18 protein-coding genes, 1 tRNA gene and 2 pseudogenes are annotated in these 14,841 nt (G+C 74.0%); 9 read left to right on the plus strand and 12 right to left on the minus strand.

Features of this window, described 5'->3' with window-relative positions; all coding sequences use genetic code 11:
- The first annotated feature begins 70 nt into the window (after positions 1-70).
- The 3 genes and pseudogenes from ACTWO6_RS01335 to ACTWO6_RS01345 all read left to right on the plus strand — a co-directional run.
- Positions 71-451, plus strand: coding sequence for a VOC family protein (locus ACTWO6_RS01335; RefSeq protein WP_446217808.1), 381 nt, complete (start codon positions 71-73; stop codon positions 449-451).
- Positions 452-1,399: 948 nt separating this feature from the next.
- Positions 1,400-2,059: a Type 1 glutamine amidotransferase-like domain-containing protein gene (locus tag ACTWO6_RS01340; protein WP_446217809.1), complete on the plus strand. Its 660-nt coding sequence runs from the start codon at positions 1,400-1,402 to the stop codon at positions 2,057-2,059.
- A gap of 128 nt (positions 2,060-2,187) precedes the next feature.
- Positions 2,188-2,553: pseudogene (locus tag ACTWO6_RS01345) on the plus strand (tyrosine-type recombinase/integrase); the annotation flags it as partial.
- Between the two features lie 83 nt (positions 2,554-2,636).
- Here ACTWO6_RS01345 and ACTWO6_RS01350 read toward each other — a convergent pair.
- Positions 2,637-2,708, minus strand: a tRNA-Lys gene (locus tag ACTWO6_RS01350).
- 149 nt (positions 2,709-2,857) lie between these two features.
- On the opposite strand from ACTWO6_RS01350, the gene ACTWO6_RS01355 reads away from it, so the two are divergent.
- The 3 genes from ACTWO6_RS01355 to ACTWO6_RS01365 all read left to right on the plus strand — a co-directional run bounded on the left by ACTWO6_RS01355 (position 2,858) and on the right by ACTWO6_RS01365 (position 4,616).
- Complete coding sequence (locus tag ACTWO6_RS01355; protein ID WP_446217810.1) at positions 2,858-3,112, plus strand: hypothetical protein; 255 nt, start codon at positions 2,858-2,860, stop codon at positions 3,110-3,112.
- 83 nt (positions 3,113-3,195) lie between these two features.
- The gene (locus tag ACTWO6_RS01360) at positions 3,196-3,489 is read left to right on the plus strand and encodes a hypothetical protein (RefSeq protein ID WP_446217811.1); all 294 of its coding nucleotides are present in this window, start codon (positions 3,196-3,198) and stop codon (positions 3,487-3,489) included.
- Between the two features lie 44 nt (positions 3,490-3,533).
- The gene (locus tag ACTWO6_RS01365) at positions 3,534-4,616 is read left to right on the plus strand and encodes an NAD-dependent epimerase/dehydratase family protein (protein WP_446217812.1); all 1,083 of its coding nucleotides are present in this window, start codon (positions 3,534-3,536) and stop codon (positions 4,614-4,616) included.
- A 12-nt stretch (positions 4,617-4,628) separates the two neighbouring features.
- Here ACTWO6_RS01365 and ACTWO6_RS01370 read toward each other — a convergent pair.
- The 4 genes and pseudogenes from ACTWO6_RS01370 to ACTWO6_RS01385 all read right to left on the minus strand — a co-directional run.
- Positions 4,629-4,907: pseudogene (locus tag ACTWO6_RS01370) on the minus strand (hypothetical protein); the annotation flags it as partial.
- 18 nt (positions 4,908-4,925) lie between these two features.
- Positions 4,926-5,675: a ZIP family metal transporter gene (locus tag ACTWO6_RS01375; protein WP_446217813.1), complete on the minus strand. Its 750-nt coding sequence runs from the start codon at positions 5,673-5,675 to the stop codon at positions 4,926-4,928.
- A gap of 38 nt (positions 5,676-5,713) precedes the next feature.
- Positions 5,714-6,910, minus strand: coding sequence for a GNAT family N-acetyltransferase (locus ACTWO6_RS01380; RefSeq protein WP_446217814.1), 1,197 nt, complete (start codon positions 6,908-6,910; stop codon positions 5,714-5,716).
- Positions 6,911-6,970: 60 nt separating this feature from the next.
- Positions 6,971-7,690 carry a PP2C family protein-serine/threonine phosphatase gene (locus ACTWO6_RS01385; RefSeq protein ID WP_446217815.1) on the minus strand — a complete coding sequence of 240 codons (720 nt, stop codon included), beginning with the start codon at positions 7,688-7,690 and terminating at the stop codon, positions 6,971-6,973.
- Positions 7,691-7,753: 63 nt separating this feature from the next.
- On the opposite strand from ACTWO6_RS01385, the gene ACTWO6_RS01390 reads away from it, so the two are divergent.
- The gene (locus tag ACTWO6_RS01390; protein ID WP_446217816.1) at positions 7,754-8,776 is read left to right on the plus strand and encodes an AAA family ATPase; all 1,023 of its coding nucleotides are present in this window, start codon (positions 7,754-7,756) and stop codon (positions 8,774-8,776) included.
- Between the two features lie 4 nt (positions 8,777-8,780).
- Here the strand turns inward: ACTWO6_RS01390 and ACTWO6_RS01395 are convergent, their stop codons facing one another.
- Positions 8,781-9,329: a helix-turn-helix domain-containing protein gene (locus ACTWO6_RS01395; protein WP_446217817.1), complete on the minus strand. Its 549-nt coding sequence runs from the start codon at positions 9,327-9,329 to the stop codon at positions 8,781-8,783.
- Positions 9,330-9,389: 60 nt separating this feature from the next.
- Between ACTWO6_RS01395 and ACTWO6_RS01400 the strand changes: the two genes are divergently transcribed.
- Positions 9,390-10,613, plus strand: coding sequence for a benzoate/H(+) symporter BenE family transporter (locus ACTWO6_RS01400; RefSeq protein WP_446217818.1), 1,224 nt, complete (start codon positions 9,390-9,392; stop codon positions 10,611-10,613).
- A gap of 67 nt (positions 10,614-10,680) precedes the next feature.
- On the opposite strand, the gene ACTWO6_RS01405 is transcribed toward ACTWO6_RS01400, so the two are convergent.
- The 5 genes from ACTWO6_RS01405 to ACTWO6_RS01425 all read right to left on the minus strand — a co-directional run bounded on the left by ACTWO6_RS01405 (position 10,681) and on the right by ACTWO6_RS01425 (position 12,985).
- Positions 10,681-10,956: a hypothetical protein gene (locus ACTWO6_RS01405; protein WP_446217819.1), complete on the minus strand. Its 276-nt coding sequence runs from the start codon at positions 10,954-10,956 to the stop codon at positions 10,681-10,683.
- A gap of 96 nt (positions 10,957-11,052) precedes the next feature.
- Complete coding sequence (locus ACTWO6_RS01410; RefSeq protein WP_446217820.1) at positions 11,053-11,427, minus strand: hypothetical protein; 375 nt, start codon at positions 11,425-11,427, stop codon at positions 11,053-11,055.
- A 29-nt stretch (positions 11,428-11,456) separates the two neighbouring features.
- On the minus strand, positions 11,457-11,705 hold the full coding sequence (locus tag ACTWO6_RS01415; protein ID WP_130330696.1) for a hypothetical protein: 249 nt from the start codon (positions 11,703-11,705) through the stop codon (positions 11,457-11,459).
- Between the two features lie 80 nt (positions 11,706-11,785).
- Complete coding sequence (mscL, locus tag ACTWO6_RS01420; protein WP_446217821.1) at positions 11,786-12,262, minus strand: large conductance mechanosensitive channel protein MscL; 477 nt, start codon at positions 12,260-12,262, stop codon at positions 11,786-11,788.
- Between the two features lie 39 nt (positions 12,263-12,301).
- On the minus strand, positions 12,302-12,985 hold the full coding sequence (locus ACTWO6_RS01425) for a FadR/GntR family transcriptional regulator (RefSeq protein ID WP_446217822.1): 684 nt from the start codon (positions 12,983-12,985) through the stop codon (positions 12,302-12,304).
- A gap of 49 nt (positions 12,986-13,034) precedes the next feature.
- Between ACTWO6_RS01425 and ACTWO6_RS01430 the strand changes: the two genes are divergently transcribed.
- On the plus strand, positions 13,035-14,345 hold the full coding sequence (locus ACTWO6_RS01430) for an MFS transporter (RefSeq protein ID WP_446217823.1): 1,311 nt from the start codon (positions 13,035-13,037) through the stop codon (positions 14,343-14,345).
- Between the two features lie 10 nt (positions 14,346-14,355).
- On the opposite strand, the gene ACTWO6_RS01435 is transcribed toward ACTWO6_RS01430, so the two are convergent.
- Positions 14,356-14,712 carry an STAS domain-containing protein gene (locus ACTWO6_RS01435; RefSeq protein WP_088976933.1) on the minus strand — a complete coding sequence of 119 codons (357 nt, stop codon included), beginning with the start codon at positions 14,710-14,712 and terminating at the stop codon, positions 14,356-14,358.
- Positions 14,713-14,841 lie beyond the last annotated feature (129 nt).

The following is a 14,841-nucleotide window of genomic DNA, read 5'->3' on the forward strand; positions in this document are numbered from 1 at the left end:
ACTGCAGGGAGCCCATGAGATCCGCGTGCGGCCGCCCCGGCAGTTCCCATGCTGAGAGTAGGTTTCGTCAATGGCATGCCGTATCGGTGAGCTCGTGCTCAAGTGCCGCGACCCCGAGGTGCTGGCGCGGTTCTGGTGCGAGGTCCTGGACTTCATAGAGCTCGATCGCGAAGCGGAGGTCTACATCGAGATAGGCCCGCGCGAAGGGTTCGGCGGCCCGCAGCCGACGATCTTCCTCATCCGCAACGACGAGCCGAAGAACGGGCATGCCCGGCTGCACATCGACGTCAACCCCACCGACCGCGATCAGGACGCCGAGCTCGAGCGCCTCCTGGCCGCCGGGGCCAAACTCGTCGACATCGGTCAGCCTGCGGATGCGTCCTGGCACGTCCTCGCCGATCCAGAAGGCAACGAGTTTTGCCTGCTCAAGCGCCGCCTCGACCCACTCTGACGGCCCTCGCCCAAACGATCGACGCAGCCGCCACCCCGCAGCCGCCGACAAGATCTGGCGACCCCCATCAATAGCTGGGGGCCGGGTGGACGCTCGACCAGCCCCGTGTCGCATGCGTGTTGGTGAGGCATTGACCCAGCCAGCGGAACCTCGCCATCCCGTCGCCGTCGACCCGCCCTTGTGGGAGCGGGCCGCCGTCGGGGCCGCCACGTCAAGACGGCCTTGACGCACGGACGGACGCTGGCGGTCCCGGCGGCGGTCTGCTCGGCTCGCCCCGGGTCTTCGGCGGTGGGATGGCGCTACCGCAACCACCCACGGACCGCGACCCGCCGACGGAGCCCCGGCCATCCTGGAGCCGGAGCGCCCCCGCCGGAGGCGCACTAGCCGCAACCCCGCGACCGCCGGCAGTTCGCCGACGCGGCTGGCGTGCCCTCCCCTACGCCGCGCGGGCACGTGGCCGCGCGGCCCGGCCGGCTGCCGGCCCACCCCTCACTCGTCAACGGTCTGTCGTTCTGCGGCGGCCCCCGGGCTTCCCGCTGTCCGCGCCAGCCGCCGGGCGTCAGGCGTGACGGCCGCAGAGCGATAGCGGCAGCGGCCGGCGCGCGCCCAGGCGGCGGCGCGTGCGGCCCGTTGCGGGCCGCCTTGATAGACGTACAGAAAGTTCTCCCGCACTGGCTGGCAGCCGGCTGTCGTACTCCGCTTGATGCGTTACACGGTGACTTCAGTTGATGGGTTACACGGGCCTTGAGCATGCCGGATACGGACCGTGACGCCGACTGTCCACGACGGCTGGTGTGCCAGGCATCCGCTCCTGCCGATGTGCGTGTGGGGGGTTTGAGGGGTCGCAACGGCGATGAGTTTCGTTACGGTGTCCAGTCTGTATTCCCATACACCCGATCTCCCGACTCTCGAGGAGAGCGTCATGAGCGCTACGTACAGGAGGCAAGCGTGAAGCTTCTTCTCACGTCCGCGGGCGTCACGAACCCGAGCATCCGCGATGCGCTGGTCGACCTGCTGGGCAAGCCGATCGCCGACTCCAGTGCCCTCTGCATCCCTACGGCGGTGTACGGCAACCCCATGTCCGGGCCAGCCTCGGCCTGGCGCTTCATCACCGGTCAGACGCCGCTACCCATGTGCGGCCTGGGCTGGAAGTCGCTGGGCGTCCTCGAGCTGACAGCGCTGCCCAGCATCGGCGAGGAGCGGTGGGTCCCCTGGGTCCGGGAGGCTGACGTCATCCTCGTGGCCGGCGGCGATGCGACGTACCTGTGCCACTGGATGCGGCAATCCGGGCTGGCGGACCTCCTGCCGTCGCTGCGGGACACCGTCTGGGTGGGGTTGAGTGCTGGGAGCATGGTGCTGACCCCCCGGATCGGTGCGGACTTCGTCGAGTGGCAGTCCGCGCCCGACGACCGCACACTGGGGGTCGTCGACTTCTCGATCTTCCCGCACCTAGGTCTCGAGCCGGACAACACCATGGCTGGTGCCGAGAGATGGGCGGCCGAGATCGCGGGTCCGGCGTACGCAATCGACGACCAGACGGCCATCAAGGTGATCGACGGCACCGTCGAGGTCGTCTCCGAGGGGCACTGGAAGCGGTTCCCCTCGTAGCCGCGGCCATCAGTGATCGGCGTGGCGAAGCACCCGCTCATGCCGCTGATCGCGCGTCTCGACCGGCGTCGAGGATCGCATGCCCCAGCGATAGGCGGCACGCCAGTTACGCACCGGGACAGCCGACCGACATCTGCACCGTGGCCCTCGGCCGCCGCCGTGCCGCCCAGACCGCCGCCCGGGATGCCGCCGGCCCGGCCTGGCAGCCGTCCGACCTGATCTTCACCACCCGCTACGGCCGGCCGGTCGAGCCACGCAACTTCAACCGCTTCTGGGACCGCCGCTGTGACGCGGCCGGCGTCCGGCGGATCACCGTCAGGGACGCCCGGCGGACCTGTGCCTCGCTCCTGGCCGACCTGGATGTGCATCCCCGGGTGGCGATGCAGATCCTTCGGCACGCGCAGTTCGCCATCACCATGGAGATCTACACGGTGGTGTCCTCGGCGGCCACCCGCGACGCCCTCAAGCGGCTCGGCAGCGCACTGGGCCGGTAAGGCGCTACTGCTGTACTTCGCTGCTGTACGAGCCGTGCTGACAAAGACAGCGGCCCCGCAAGGGCCGCTGAGCTGCAACAGAGTGGGCCGCCAGGGACTCGAACCCTGAACCTATGGATTAAAAGTCCACAGCTCTGCCATTGAGCTAGCGGCCCGCCCGCTCAGGCTACCGGAACCCGCTCGCGCGAGCCTTCCGGCTTCCCGCCGCCCGTCGATGTCCGACGCCCGACGCCGAGACGCCCGCGCATGCGGGCGAGCCGCTCGACGATGGCCCGCGGCGCCGTGGCCCGCCACGCTGGGGGCCATGACACTGCTGCGTACGGCCGTGCTGGCCGGGGCGACGCTGGCGACCGGGCTGATGGCGGGACGCTTCTTCGCGTACTCGTGCTGGGTGATGCCGGGCCTGGCCGCGACCGACGACCGGAGCTTCGTCGGGACCATGCAGTGGATCAACCGGCGGATCCTGAACGGCTGGTTCCTGGCCGCCTTCCTCGGGGCGGTGCTGCTGTTCGCCCTGGCGGTGGCGCTGATCGGTGCCCTGCTGACCCGCCGCCCCTGAGCCGCCCGAGAGACCGCCAGATCGACGATCTGGTGAAGAGGCGCATGGGGCAGGCGGCCGGGGGAACCGGGACGAGCATGAGGATGAGCAGCACCCCCGCGGTGGCCGCGTCGAGTGAGGTGGTCGGCGCGGACGGCGTACGGCAGCCGGGCGGCGAGGTGCACGCCTGGCTGCCGGGGCAGAACCAGACGGTCTGCGGGCTCCCGCTCAGCCGTACCCGGCTGCGTCGCTTCCCCCATGTGCCGTTCGACTACGCCTCGACCGACGTGCTCACCCAGGCCGACCCGGTCGGCTTCATCTGCCCGCGCTGCCTGGCCGCCACGCAGGGGCGCCGCCGGCAGGAGAGGAGCTGGGTACGCCAGTCGCCCCGGCCGTGACCGGTCCGGGGTTGGAGTCCGGTTCAGCGGGTACGGCAGCCGGTATGCGGATCGTGATCGTCGGGGCGAGCGGCAACGTCGGGACGGCGGTGCTGCGCCGGCTGCGGCAGGAGTCCGGGCTGGAGCTGGCCGGGGTGGCCCGGCGGCTGCCCGGGCCGGACGCCGGTGAGCCGTACGACCGGGTGGAGTGGCACTCCTGCGACGTCGGGGCGCCCGGCGCCACCGAGCAGCTCGCGGCGATCTTCGCCGGGGCGGGGGCGGTGGTGCACCTGGCCTGGCAGATCCAGCCCAGCCACGACCAGCGCACCCTGCACCGGACCAACGTCGGGGGCAGCCGGGCCGTCATCGACGCGGTCGTCCGGGCCGGCGTTCCCGCCCTGGTGTACGCCTCCTCGGTCGGCACGTACGCGCCAGGCCCGAAGGACCACCCGGTCAGCGAGCACTGGCCGGCGACCGGGGTGCCCGGGTCGTCGTACAGCCGGGACAAGGCCGAGGTGGAGGCGCTGCTGGACACGGCCGAGCGGGAGCACCCGGAGCTCCGGGTGGTCCGGCTGCGCCCGGGGCTGACCTTCCAGCGGGACGCCGGCACCGAGATCACCCGCTACTTCCTCGGCCCGCTGGCCCCGGTGCGGCTGCTCCGGTACGGCCGGATCCCGCTGGTCCCGACCAACCGCCGGCTGCGGATGCAGGCGGTGCACGCCGACGACGTCGCTGACGCGTACGCGAAGGCTCTGCTGGGTGAGGCACGCGGCGCCTTCAACGTCGCCGCGGACCCGGTGCTGACCCCGGAGCTGGTGGCCCGGCACTTCCACGGCTGGACGGTGCCGGTGGCCGCCCCGGTGCTGCGGGTCGCGGCGGCGTTGACCTGGCGGGCGCGGCTGCAACCGGTCGACGCCGGCTGGGTGGAGCTGGGCCTGAACGCGCCGCTGATGTCCAGCCACCGCGCCGAGACCGAACTCGGCTGGACACCCAGGATGGACGCACTCACCACCCTCAAGGAACTCATCACCGGCATGGCCCGCACCGCCGGCACCAGCGCCCCACCCATGTCGAGGGACCCGGACCTCCCCGGCCGCCCCGCCGCCCTCCGCAAGGCCCGCACTCCCGGCCACGGCAACCCCTACTGAGGCTGGGCAGGGTCAGGAGAGGCGGGCGCCGAGGAAGAAGATGCCGGGGTGGCCCTTCGTCTCGAAGCCGTCGCTTGGGTTGCGGCGCAGGGTCGAGTTCTCGATCCGCAGCGTGCCGGTGCGGTTGTTGCTGACGAAGAAGATCGCGCCACCGCCCTCGTTGGCGTGGTTGTCCTCGATGATCGTGCCGGCGATCCGTACGGCGAACTCGTTGCCGTCGCAGTAGATCGCGCCGCCGCTGCCGCCGCCCGGGGTGCCGGCCCGCGCCGGGTTGGCGCCGTTGCCGACCGCCCGCCGCGCGGACGGGGGTCAGCTGTGGGAGAGGGCGAAGGCGGTCAGGAAACCGAGGACGGTGATCAGGCCGACCAGGAGGTGGGCGTCCTCGAACGCCTCCGGGACCATCGTGTCGGTGATCATCGCGAGGATCGCGCCGGCCGCCAGCGCGGTGATGGTGGCCAGCACCTCCGGCGGAGCGCCGCCGAGCAGCGTGTAGCCGGCCAGCGCCGCCGCCCCGCTGACCAGGGCGATCGCCGTCCAGAGCAGGAAGACGTACCGCCGGGAACGGCCCGCCAGGCGCATGCCGGCGGCGCTGGACAGGCCCTCCGGCACGTTGCTCAGGAAGACCGCGATCACGGTGACCAGGCTGACCGGGCCGCCGGTGAGCAGGCTCGCGCCGATCACCACCGACTCCGGTACGCCGTCGAGCAGCGCGCCGACCGCGATGGCCGTACCCGAGCCGGGCTGCTCCTGTTCGGAGGGCTGCACGTCGCCGGAGCGCTTGCGGTGCCGGGCCCCACGCCGGGCCAGCAGGACGTTCGCCCCGGTGTACGCCAGCGCGCCGACCGTCGCGCCGACCGCGGTGGCCAGCAGGCCACCCTGCTCGTGCGCCTCGGCGATCAGCTCGAAGGAGACCGCGCTGAGCAGCACCCCGGCGCCGAACGCCATGACCGACGCGATGACCTTCCGGGGCACCCGGGCGAAGAACCCGGTGACCGCGCCGATCAGCAGGGCCGAACCGGCCAGCAGACCCCACGACCCCGCTTGCAACCACTCCGGCATTCGCAGGACCGTACCCTGCCCGAGCGGCGGTGGAACCGTCAGAAGTCGGCGAAGAGGTACGGCACCTGCCGGGGGAAGATGCGGCGCAGCTCGGCCGCCGCGTCCGCCGGCACGTCACCCAGGTCCCGGATGTCGACCTCCGCCGGGTCGAGCACCCCGTACGCGAGGGCGGAGAGCCCGGCCGCGGTGAGCGTCGCGGCCGGGACACCGCCCCCGGCGGAGTCGCCGGGCCGCAGCTCCAGCCGGCCGGTGGCGCCGTCGAGCAGGTGCGACCCGGCCAGCCAGCGGTCGCCGACCAGGTCGACCCGGACCCGACCGGCTCCGGTCGGCAGGCCGGTCAGCGCATCCAGGGAGAGCAGCCGGGCCATCGGCGCCGGCGACCCGGGCCGGGACACCCGCGCCTCGACGTGCACGGCCAGGTCGGTGAGCCACAGCTCGGGCAGCTCGTCGGCGGGAAGCTGGACCCGGATCCGCTCGAGCTGGTCGACGTGCCGGGCGAAGAACTGCAGCAGCAACGCCCGGGCGTACGGGTCGGTGGCGAGCAGGTCGTCGGCGATCAACTCGCCGCCGTGGTCGTCGATCCGGTAGGTCACCGCGCCGACCGTGCTCCCGTCGACCACGGCGGTGAGCAGCCACCGGTCGTCCCGGTCGCGCAGCCCGACGGCCCGGAAGTCGGGGAAGACCGCGAAGCCGTGCCGCTCGTGCAGGCAGCGCTCGGTGAACGCGCGCCAGGTCGGGTAGCCCGCCCCGACCCGCTCCCAGACCACCTCGCCGGGCAGCTCGGCGCGGAGCAGCGGCCCGAGGTCGGCCGGGGAGAACGTCGCGGTACGCGCCCGGGGCAGCCCGACGTAGCCGAAGCGCTCGTAGAACGACGCCCGGAACGGGTACAGCGCGGTGAGCGGATGCCCCTCGTCGCGCATCTCGTCGAGGAGCTGGTGCAGCAGCGCCCGGACGTGGCCGCGCCGGCGGGCCAGCGGGTGGGTCGCCACCCCCGCGATGCCGGCCATCGGCAGGACGGCGCCGCGGAGGTTCTGCCGCATCGGGATCGCCGAGGCGGCGGCGACCGCCGTGCCGTCCTCGTCGGCGACCAGCGTCCGGTTGCCGGCGTTGTAGGGGAGGTAGTCGCGGAACTCCGCCACCCGGGACGCGGCCAGCGGCGACGCCTCGAAGGCGTACGCCTGGAGCGGGAAGCTGGTGGCCAGGCGGTCCTCGGCGGCCAACCGACGGATGATCACTCCTCATCCCAACCCGGGCCGGTGGCCGGCGCAACCGCTTTCGCCGGCTCGGGGGACCGGTCAGGCGGCGGCGACGTCGGAGACGACCACGGTGACGTTGTCCGGCGCGCCGGCCTGGTGGGCGAGCTTGACCAGCTGCTCGCCGCACTGCTGGCGGTCGCCGTAGGTGCCGAGCGCCGCGGCGATCGCCGGGTCCTCGACGTAGTCGGAGAGGCCGTCGCTGCAGAGCAGCAGCCGGTCGCCGGGGAAGACGGTGAGCACCCCGATCGCCGGGGGCGCGTCCGAGCCCTGCACGGCCCGGGTGACCAGGGACCGCTGCGGGTGGTGCCGGGCCTGGTCGGGGGCGAGGGCGCCCTGGTCGACCAGCGCCTGGACGAAGGTGTCGTCCCGGGTGAGCTGGGTCAGCTCCCCGTCCCGCAGCAGGTAGCAGCGGGAGTCGCCGACCTGGGCGAGGACCAGGGTGTCCCCGGCGAGCAGGGCGGCGGTGAGCGTGGTGCCCATGCCGTCGCGGGCCGGGTCCACCGTGATGGCGGCCCGGATCCGCTGGTTGGCGGTGCTCACCACGGCCCGCAGCGCGTCGGCGGCCTCGTCGGGGACGGTCGGCGGGGTCAGCTCGTCCAGGATCCGGATGACGATCTCGCTCGCCACCTCGCCGGCGGGGAGCCCGCCCATGCCGTCGGCCACCGCCATCAGGCGGTCACCGGCGAGGGCGGAGTCCTCGTTGTTGGTCCGGACGAGGCCGACGTCGTTGAGGATGGCCGAGCGGAGGATGAGCGTCATGGGTCCAGCTTGCCAAGAAGACCCTGCCGCCGTCTCTACGCACTACTGCGTAGGGTGTGAGAAATGATGCCGGTGTCCATGGTCGGGCGCGCCGGCGAGCTGGCCGAGCTCGACCGGGCCTGGGCCGCCGTGGCCTCCGGCCAACGGCCGGCGCCCACCGTCACGGTGATCACCGGGGACGCCGGAGTGGGCAAGAGCCTGCTGGTCGCGGCCGCCCTGGAGGGCTTCACCCCGCGGCCGGCGGTGGTCCTCACCGGTGCCGCGCGGGTGCACGACCCCGCCCCGTACGACTGGTTGGCGGCCGTGCTCAGCGGCCGGGACACCAGCGGCCTCGACCTGCCGCCGGACGCGCTGGCCTGGCTCGCCCAGCAACCCACCGCGCCGCGCGAGCGGTACGCCCCGGGCACGCTGCTGCGGCTCGCCGTCCGCACGGTCCGGCTGCTGGTCGGGGCCGGCCCGGCGGTGCTGGTGGTGGAGGACCTGCACGCCCTCGACCCGGCCAGCCTCAACCTGCTCGGCGAGCTGGCCGCCGCCCCGGAGCTGCCGGCCCTGCTGGTGGTGGCGAGCCGGCCGCCGGCCGACGCGGTGGCGCCGGACCTCACGGTCCGCGCGCTGGCCCGCCTCTGCGGGGTACGCGGCGCGGTGCGCCAGCACCTCGCGCCCCTCACCGCCGCCGAGGTGGCCGAGGTGCTGACCCAGGTGTACGACGGGACGCGCCCCGCCGAGGCGGTGGTGGCCGCGGTCCGGCGGCGCACCGGCGGCAACCCGTACGTGCTGACCGAGCTGCTCGCCGCGCACGCCGGCTCCGGGCCGGACGGCCTGGTCCACGAGCCGCTGCCGGAGCACCTGGTGCCCCGGCCGGCGGCGCCGCCGGACGCCGAGCTGACCGGCCGGGAGATCGAGGTGCTCGGCTGCCTGGTCGCCGGGATGTCCAACAAGCAGGCCGCTCGGGCGCTCGGCATCTCGGTGCGGACGGTCACCGTGCACGTCTCGAACCTGCTCCGCAAGACCGGCTCGGCGTCGCGGACGGAGGCGGCGCTCTGGGCCGTACGCCACCGGCTGCCGGTGGCCGCGCCGCACGGCTGACCGGTCAGCGGCGCGGGTAGCGCAGCAGCAGGCTCGCCCACACCTCCTCGTCGCCGACGGCGGCGTAGCTGTGCGGCACGTCGGAGGTCCAGCGCAGGTGCCCGCCGGCCGCCGCGGTCAGCGGGGCGTCCACCGGCCCGGCGCGCAGCACGCCGGCGAAGACGGTGACGTGCTCGGTGACCCCGGCCTGGTGGGCGGGGGAGAGCTGTCCCGGGCCGGGCGCGACCCGCATCCGGTACAGCTCGTACGTCGCGTCGCTGTCGGTGAAGACCTCCAGCAGGGTGGCGCTCACCGCCGCGCCGCGTACGGTCGGCGTCTCGGCGGGCCCGGAGAGCACGGCGGTGAGCGGCACGCCGAGCTGCGCGGTGACCGCGTACAGGGTCTCCAGGGTCGGGTTGCGGGTGCCGTTCTCCAGGCCGGAGAGGGTGGCCTTCCCGACGCCGGCCCGCCGGGCCAGGGTGGAGAGCGACATCCCCCGCTCCTCGCGCAGGGCGCGGACCCGCAGGCCGACCGCGCCGGGTGCGGGATCACGAGCTGGTGGGGGCGACGCCATGCCGCTATGGTGCTACAGGTCGCCGTTCCGTAAACGGAACGGCCAGCGGAGGGGGAGCGCGTGGCGGGCCGACTGCAACCGGTGCTGGCCGGCGTCGTGACGGCCCTGGTCGGCTTCGCCAGCTCGTTCACCGTGGTCCTCGCCGGGCTGCGGGCGGTCGGCGCCGACGACGCGCAGGCCGCCTCCGGGCTGCTGGTGCTCTGCGTGGCCGCCGGCCTCTGCGCGGTCTGGCTCGGGCTGCGGCACCGACTGCCGATGGCCGTCGCCTGGTCCACCCCGGGGGCGGCGCTGCTGGTCGCCACGGGCCCGGTGCCCGGCGGCTGGCCGGCGGCGGTCGGCGCGTTCCTGGTCGCCGGCGTGCTGATCGCGGCGGCCGGGCTGATCCCCGCGCTCGGCCGGGCGGTCGCCGCGATCCCGGGCCCGATCGCCAGCGCGATGCTCGCCGGGGTGCTCCTGCCGCTCTGCACCGCGCCGGTGCGGGCGCTGGTGGAGGTGCCCCGGCTGGCCGGTCCGGTGGTGCTCACCTGGCTCGTCCTGCACCGGTTCGCCCGCCGCTGGGCGGTGCCGGCCGCGCTGGCGGTGGCGGCGGTGGCCATCGCGTTCACCGCCCCCGCCGCCGGGCCCGGGCGGCTGCACCTGGCACCCACCGTCGAAGTGACCACGCCGGCCTGGACGCTCTCGGCGGTGGTCGGACTCGCGCTGCCGCTCTTCCTGGTCACCATGGCCGCGCAGAACGTCCCCGGGATGGCGGTGCTCGCCGGCTACGGCTACCGGGCGCCGCTCGGCTCCGCCCTCCGGGTGACCGGGCTGGCCAGCGCGCTCGGCGCGCCGGCCGGCGGGCATGCGGTGAACCTGGCGGCGATCACCGCCGCGCTGGCCGCCGGCCCGGACGCCCATCCGGATCCGGACCGCCGCTGGATCGCCTCGGTCACCGCCGGGATCGGCCTGGCGCTGCTCGGCCTGGGCGCCGGCGTGGCCACCGCCCTGGTGCTGCTCTCGCCGCCGGTCCTGGTGGAGGCGGTGGCCGGGCTAGCCCTGCTCGGCGCGCTGGCCGGCGCGGTCGCCGGGGCCGTCACCGCACCGGAGGCACGGGAGGCGGCCGTGGTGACCTTCGTGGTGACCGCCTCCGGGGTCAGCCTGCTCGGGGTGGGCGGCGCGTTCTGGGGCCTGGTCGCGGGCTGGCTGATGCTGCTGCTGTTCCGCCGCCGGCCGGCCGCCGCCGGGGCGCCGCCCGGGCAGGCGGAGGCCACGGACGGACGGTCGCTGTCGGTGCCGGTCCGCTGAGGGCCGGCAGGGGGCCTGGCCTCCTCCGGAGCTGAATCGTTCGCGTCATCACCCCACCCGGGCCGGGTCAGGCCGCCTCGGCGACCTCCACGCCGACCTCCATGGTCTGCAGGCGTACCCCGGTGACGTTCTCCTCCACCATCCGCCGCAACGCCCGGGCGTCGTCGAGCGTGTCGAGCAGCACCACGACGTGCGTGATGTCGGGGTCGACGTCGTCCGCCCCCCACCAGCCCCGGACGAAGCCGGAACTCTGCCGGGTCACCTCGGCCATGTGCGTGAACTGGGCCGACCGCTCGTCGGGATCCGCCGGCGTGCCGCGCTGTTCTCCGATCACCATCCACATCCGGTCCACGTTAGAGCGGTCGGCGCGGCTCGGCCGGCCCTTCGGGCGACCGGTCGTCAGGGATCCGGGAGCAGACGACCCGCCCCGGGAGCGGGCTCACTCCTCCGCGGGCAGCTCCGCGGCGGGGACGTCGAGGCGTACTTGGTCGTCGGTGACGGTGGCGATCCGGTCGGCGAGCACGTAGACGGCGCCCGTCCGGGCCAGCTCGGTGGCGACCTTCAGATAACCGCTGCGGAGCAGCCGGGCGGCCAGGTCGGCGGGCACGTCCGGCTCCTCCACCGCCGCCGACTCGATCAGCTCGTCGAGGCTGCTGCCCGGGTCGGCGGTGGGCGCCTGGACGGTCACCGCGGTCGGGTCGCCGCGTTGGACGAGATCGACCGTGCCGACCTCGACGCCGGTCGAGTCGACCACCCGCATGCCGGTGGTGACCCGGGAGAGGGTGGCCTGCTGCTGCGTACCCTGCTGGTTCATTCAGGCGCGGTTCCCGGGCCGCGCCTGCGCTAAACGGACGGGGTCCAGCCGCTCGGCGGGCGGGGGGAGAGCTCGCGCCAGCCGTCCGGTCCCTCCAGCAGCGCCCGGACCGTCTCCTCGGCCTCCTCGACGCTGGCGTACTCGTAGAACTGGGAGACCCCCTCGGCGCCGCCGGCCCGCTGCTCGACGTGCCAGCGGTCCCCGTCCACCCGGAGGAAGACGTCCCGCCGGGCCAGCCGCCCCCACTTCCCGTTCCACCAGTGCCTGCGCTGTTCCATGGCGGGACTCTATCGAACACCTGTACGACATAGGACGGCCCCTGCGGGATTCCCACAGGGGCCGATGTGCATGCGGTACGTCAGCGGGCGACCGGCGGCTCGTTCCGTCGCCCCAGCACGTCGTCCAGCGCCCCGCGCCGCTGCCCGGGCGTGGCGTGACCGCCCGCGACCAGGGCGTCCCGGATCTCGGTGAGCAGCTTGATCTCCTCGCTCGGCGCCTTCGGCGGCGGCTCCTCGCCGCGCCGACGGCGCTCGGCCAGCCGGTTCATCGGGTAGACCACCAGGAAGTACAGCGCCGCCGCGGTGAGCAGGAAGGTGATCACCGCGTTGACGAAGGCCACCCAGTCGAACGGGATCTCCCCGCGGAACTTCGGGATGGTCCCGCTGATGCCCTTGTCGCTGCCGGTGATCAGCAGGATCATCACGCGGACCAGTGGTTCCAGGAACGACTTGGTGAGTTGGGTGACCACGCCGGTGAAGGCGGCACCGATGACGACACCGACCGCCAGGTCGACGACGTTGCCGCGCATGATGAAGTCTTTGAAGCCCTTGAGCATCCGTACTCCCGTGCTGTCCGATTCTGGGTCCCGGACAACCTATGCCCCGGAGGGTGACTCCAGAAAAGCACCGGCCTCGATCGCCGCGCGCGCCGGATCGCCGGCCCGGATGGCGGCCACGAGTCGACCGTGGTCGACGTACCGCTCGGGCTCCAGCGCACCGCCCATGGCCTGCGCGACGGTGCTGCGCAGCGCGGCGCCGACCGAGGCGTACAGCTCGGCGAGCATGGCGTTGTGCGCGGCGGCGACCACCACGGTGTGCAGCGCCGCGTCGGCCTCGACGAACTCGTCCACCCGGCCGGAGCGCCACGCGGCCTCCCGGGCGGCGAGCGCGGCGTCGAGCGCCGCCAGGTCCTCCGGCGTACGCCGCAGCGCGGCGAGCCGGGCCGCCTCCACCTCGAAGGCGCGGCGCACCTCGACCACCTCGGCCATCCGGTCGTCGGTGAGTCGTCGGGCCACCACCGGGGCCAGTTCGTCGGTCGACACCACGTACGTCCCGGAGCCCTGACGGCACTCCAACACGCCGGCGTGGACCAGGGCGCGGACGGCCTCGCGGACGGTGTTCCGCCCCACCCCGAGCGCGGCGACCAGCTGCGGCTCGGTCGGGATCCGGCCGCCCACCGGCCACTCGCCGCCGAGGATGCGCTCCCGGAGCTGCGCGATGGTCTCCCGCACCCGCTGGCCACGCGGCGGCACGACGACGGAATCGACCGACGGTGTCACCGGTTACACCTCCTGCCGAAATTCATCCCATGATTGTAGGTTCGAGGTCATGACCCCGCCACCCACCGGCACCGCGGCCCCCTCCGCCGACCCGACCACCGCCGCCGTCGCGCCCACCGCCGACGTGGCGCCCGGCCCGGCGCCGGTCGCCGCGCCGGCCCGGACGCCCTCCCCGGCTACCGGGGGCGCGCTGGTGCTGGTCGGCATGCTGTTGGTCGCGCTCAACCTGCGCGCCGCGGTGACCAGCCTCGGTGCCCTGCTCGACGAGGTACGCGGCGGTCTGGCCCTCTCCGGCGCGATGGCCGGCTTCGTCACCACCCTGCCCACGATCGCCTTCGCCGGTCTCGGCGCGCTCACCCCGTGGCTGGTCCGCCGGTACGCGCCGGCCCGGGTCCTGGTCGTGGCCATGCTCGCGCTCACCGTCGGGCAGGTGCTCCGGGTGGCGACCGACTCCGCCGCGGTCTTCGTGCTCACCAGCGCGCTGGCGCTGGCCGGCATCGCGGTGGCGAACATCCTGCTGCCGATGCTGGTCAAGCAGCACTTCCCGCACCGCACCGGGCTGGTCACCGGCGCGTACACGATGGCGCTGACCATCGGCACGACGGTGGCCGCCGCGTCCGCCGTGCCGGTCGCGCACGCCTTCGGCTCCTGGCGGGCCGGGCTGGGCGTCTGGGCCGGGCTGGCCGCGGTGGCCGTGGTCCCGTGGGTGCCGCTGGCGCTGCGGGCCCGCGCCGCCCGGCGCGCGGCGGCCCCGACGGCGGCCGTCGCCACCCCGGGCCGGATCCGGCCCGGGCGCACCCGGCTGGGCTGGGCGATGGCGGTCTACTTCGGGGCGCAGTCGCTCAGCGGGTACGCGATCATGGGCTGGCTGGCGCAGCTCTTCCGGGACGCCGGCTACCGTCCCGAGGCCGCCGGGCTGCTGCTCGCCGGGGTGACCGCGCTCGGCGTGCCGGTCGCGCTGGTGATGCCGACCCTGGCCGGCCGGCTGCGCACGCTACGGCCGCTGGTGCTCACGCTGACCGCCGCGTCCACCGCGTCCTACGTCGGCCTGGCGCTCGCCCCGCACGGCCTCGCGCCGCTCTGGGTGCTGCTGCTCGCCCTCGGCCAGGGTGCCTTCCCGATGATCCTCACCACCATCGGGCTGCGCGCCCGCACCGCCGAGGGCACCGTGGCGCTCTCCGCGTTCGCGCAGAGCACCGGGTACGTGATCGCCGCGCTCGGCCCGCTGCTGGTCGGCATCCTCTACGAGGCCACCGGCGGCTGGACCGCGCCGATCGGGTTCCTACTGGTGGCGCTCGTCGTGCAGACGACGGCGGGCATGGTGATCGCCCGTCCCCGCTACATCGAGGACGAGCGCTGAGGAGGGTGGGTCAGGAGGAGGCCGGCGTGGGGTCGCCCGCGACGGCCTGCTCCACCGTCGGGTACGTGTGCAGCACCTCGACCAGGCCGCTGACCTCGAGGATGCGCAGCACCCCGCGCTGCGGGGCGGCCAGCCGGACCACGCCGCCGGCCTCGTCGCAGCTGTTCTTGGCGCGGACGAACACCGACAGCCCGGTGGAGTCGCAGAACGACACGTTCGCCAGGTCGAAGACGAGGCGGCTGCGTCCCTTGTCCAGCAGGTCCGTGATCTGGTCCTGCAGCTGCGGTGCCGTCGCCATGTCCAGCTCGCCCGCGACCGACACGACGACCACGTCGCCGCGCTGTTCCGTGTGCACCGTCAGGGACATTCGTCGACCTCCTGTGTTCGGTGGAACGGTATCCCACGGAGCGGGGGACCCGCAGAACGGGAGCCGTTACGGGTGCCGCCGATCATTCTTTGCCGCGCGGCAAGTAGCCTGGCCAGCTCCGGTGATAGA

It is taken from the genome of Micromonospora sp. IBHARD004, assembly GCF_052814115.1.

Excerpts from the sequence above, each read along its gene's own strand:
- mscL (WP_446217821.1), bottom strand. The coding sequence starts at position 12,262 with ATGCTCAAGGGCTTCAAAGACTTCATCATGCGCGGCAACGTCGTCGAC.
- ACTWO6_RS01365 (WP_446217812.1), top strand. The coding sequence starts at position 3,534 with ATGCGGATCGTGATCGTCGGGGCGAGCGGCAACGTCGGGACGGCGGTG.
- ACTWO6_RS01360 (WP_446217811.1), top strand. The coding sequence starts at position 3,196 with ATGAGCAGCACCCCCGCGGTGGCCGCGTCGAGTGAGGTGGTCGGCGCG.
- ACTWO6_RS01375 (WP_446217813.1), bottom strand. The coding sequence starts at position 5,675 with ATGCCGGAGTGGTTGCAAGCGGGGTCGTGGGGTCTGCTGGCCGGTTCG.
- ACTWO6_RS01410 (WP_446217820.1), bottom strand. The coding sequence starts at position 11,427 with ATGAACCAGCAGGGTACGCAGCAGCAGGCCACCCTCTCCCGGGTCACC.
- ACTWO6_RS01335 (WP_446217808.1), top strand. The coding sequence starts at position 71 with ATGGCATGCCGTATCGGTGAGCTCGTGCTCAAGTGCCGCGACCCCGAG.
- ACTWO6_RS01405 (WP_446217819.1), bottom strand. The coding sequence starts at position 10,956 with ATGTGGATGGTGATCGGAGAACAGCGCGGCACGCCGGCGGATCCCGAC.
- ACTWO6_RS01395 (WP_446217817.1), bottom strand. The coding sequence starts at position 9,329 with ATGGCGTCGCCCCCACCAGCTCGTGATCCCGCACCCGGCGCGGTCGGC.
- ACTWO6_RS01430 (WP_446217823.1), top strand. The coding sequence starts at position 13,035 with ATGACCCCGCCACCCACCGGCACCGCGGCCCCCTCCGCCGACCCGACC.
- ACTWO6_RS01415 (WP_130330696.1), bottom strand. The coding sequence starts at position 11,705 with ATGGAACAGCGCAGGCACTGGTGGAACGGGAAGTGGGGGCGGCTGGCC.
- ACTWO6_RS01385 (WP_446217815.1), bottom strand. The coding sequence starts at position 7,690 with ATGACGCTCATCCTCCGCTCGGCCATCCTCAACGACGTCGGCCTCGTC.
- ACTWO6_RS01390 (WP_446217816.1), top strand. The coding sequence starts at position 7,754 with ATGATGCCGGTGTCCATGGTCGGGCGCGCCGGCGAGCTGGCCGAGCTC.
- ACTWO6_RS01355 (WP_446217810.1), top strand. The coding sequence starts at position 2,858 with ATGACACTGCTGCGTACGGCCGTGCTGGCCGGGGCGACGCTGGCGACC.
- ACTWO6_RS01435 (WP_088976933.1), bottom strand. The coding sequence starts at position 14,712 with ATGTCCCTGACGGTGCACACGGAACAGCGCGGCGACGTGGTCGTCGTG.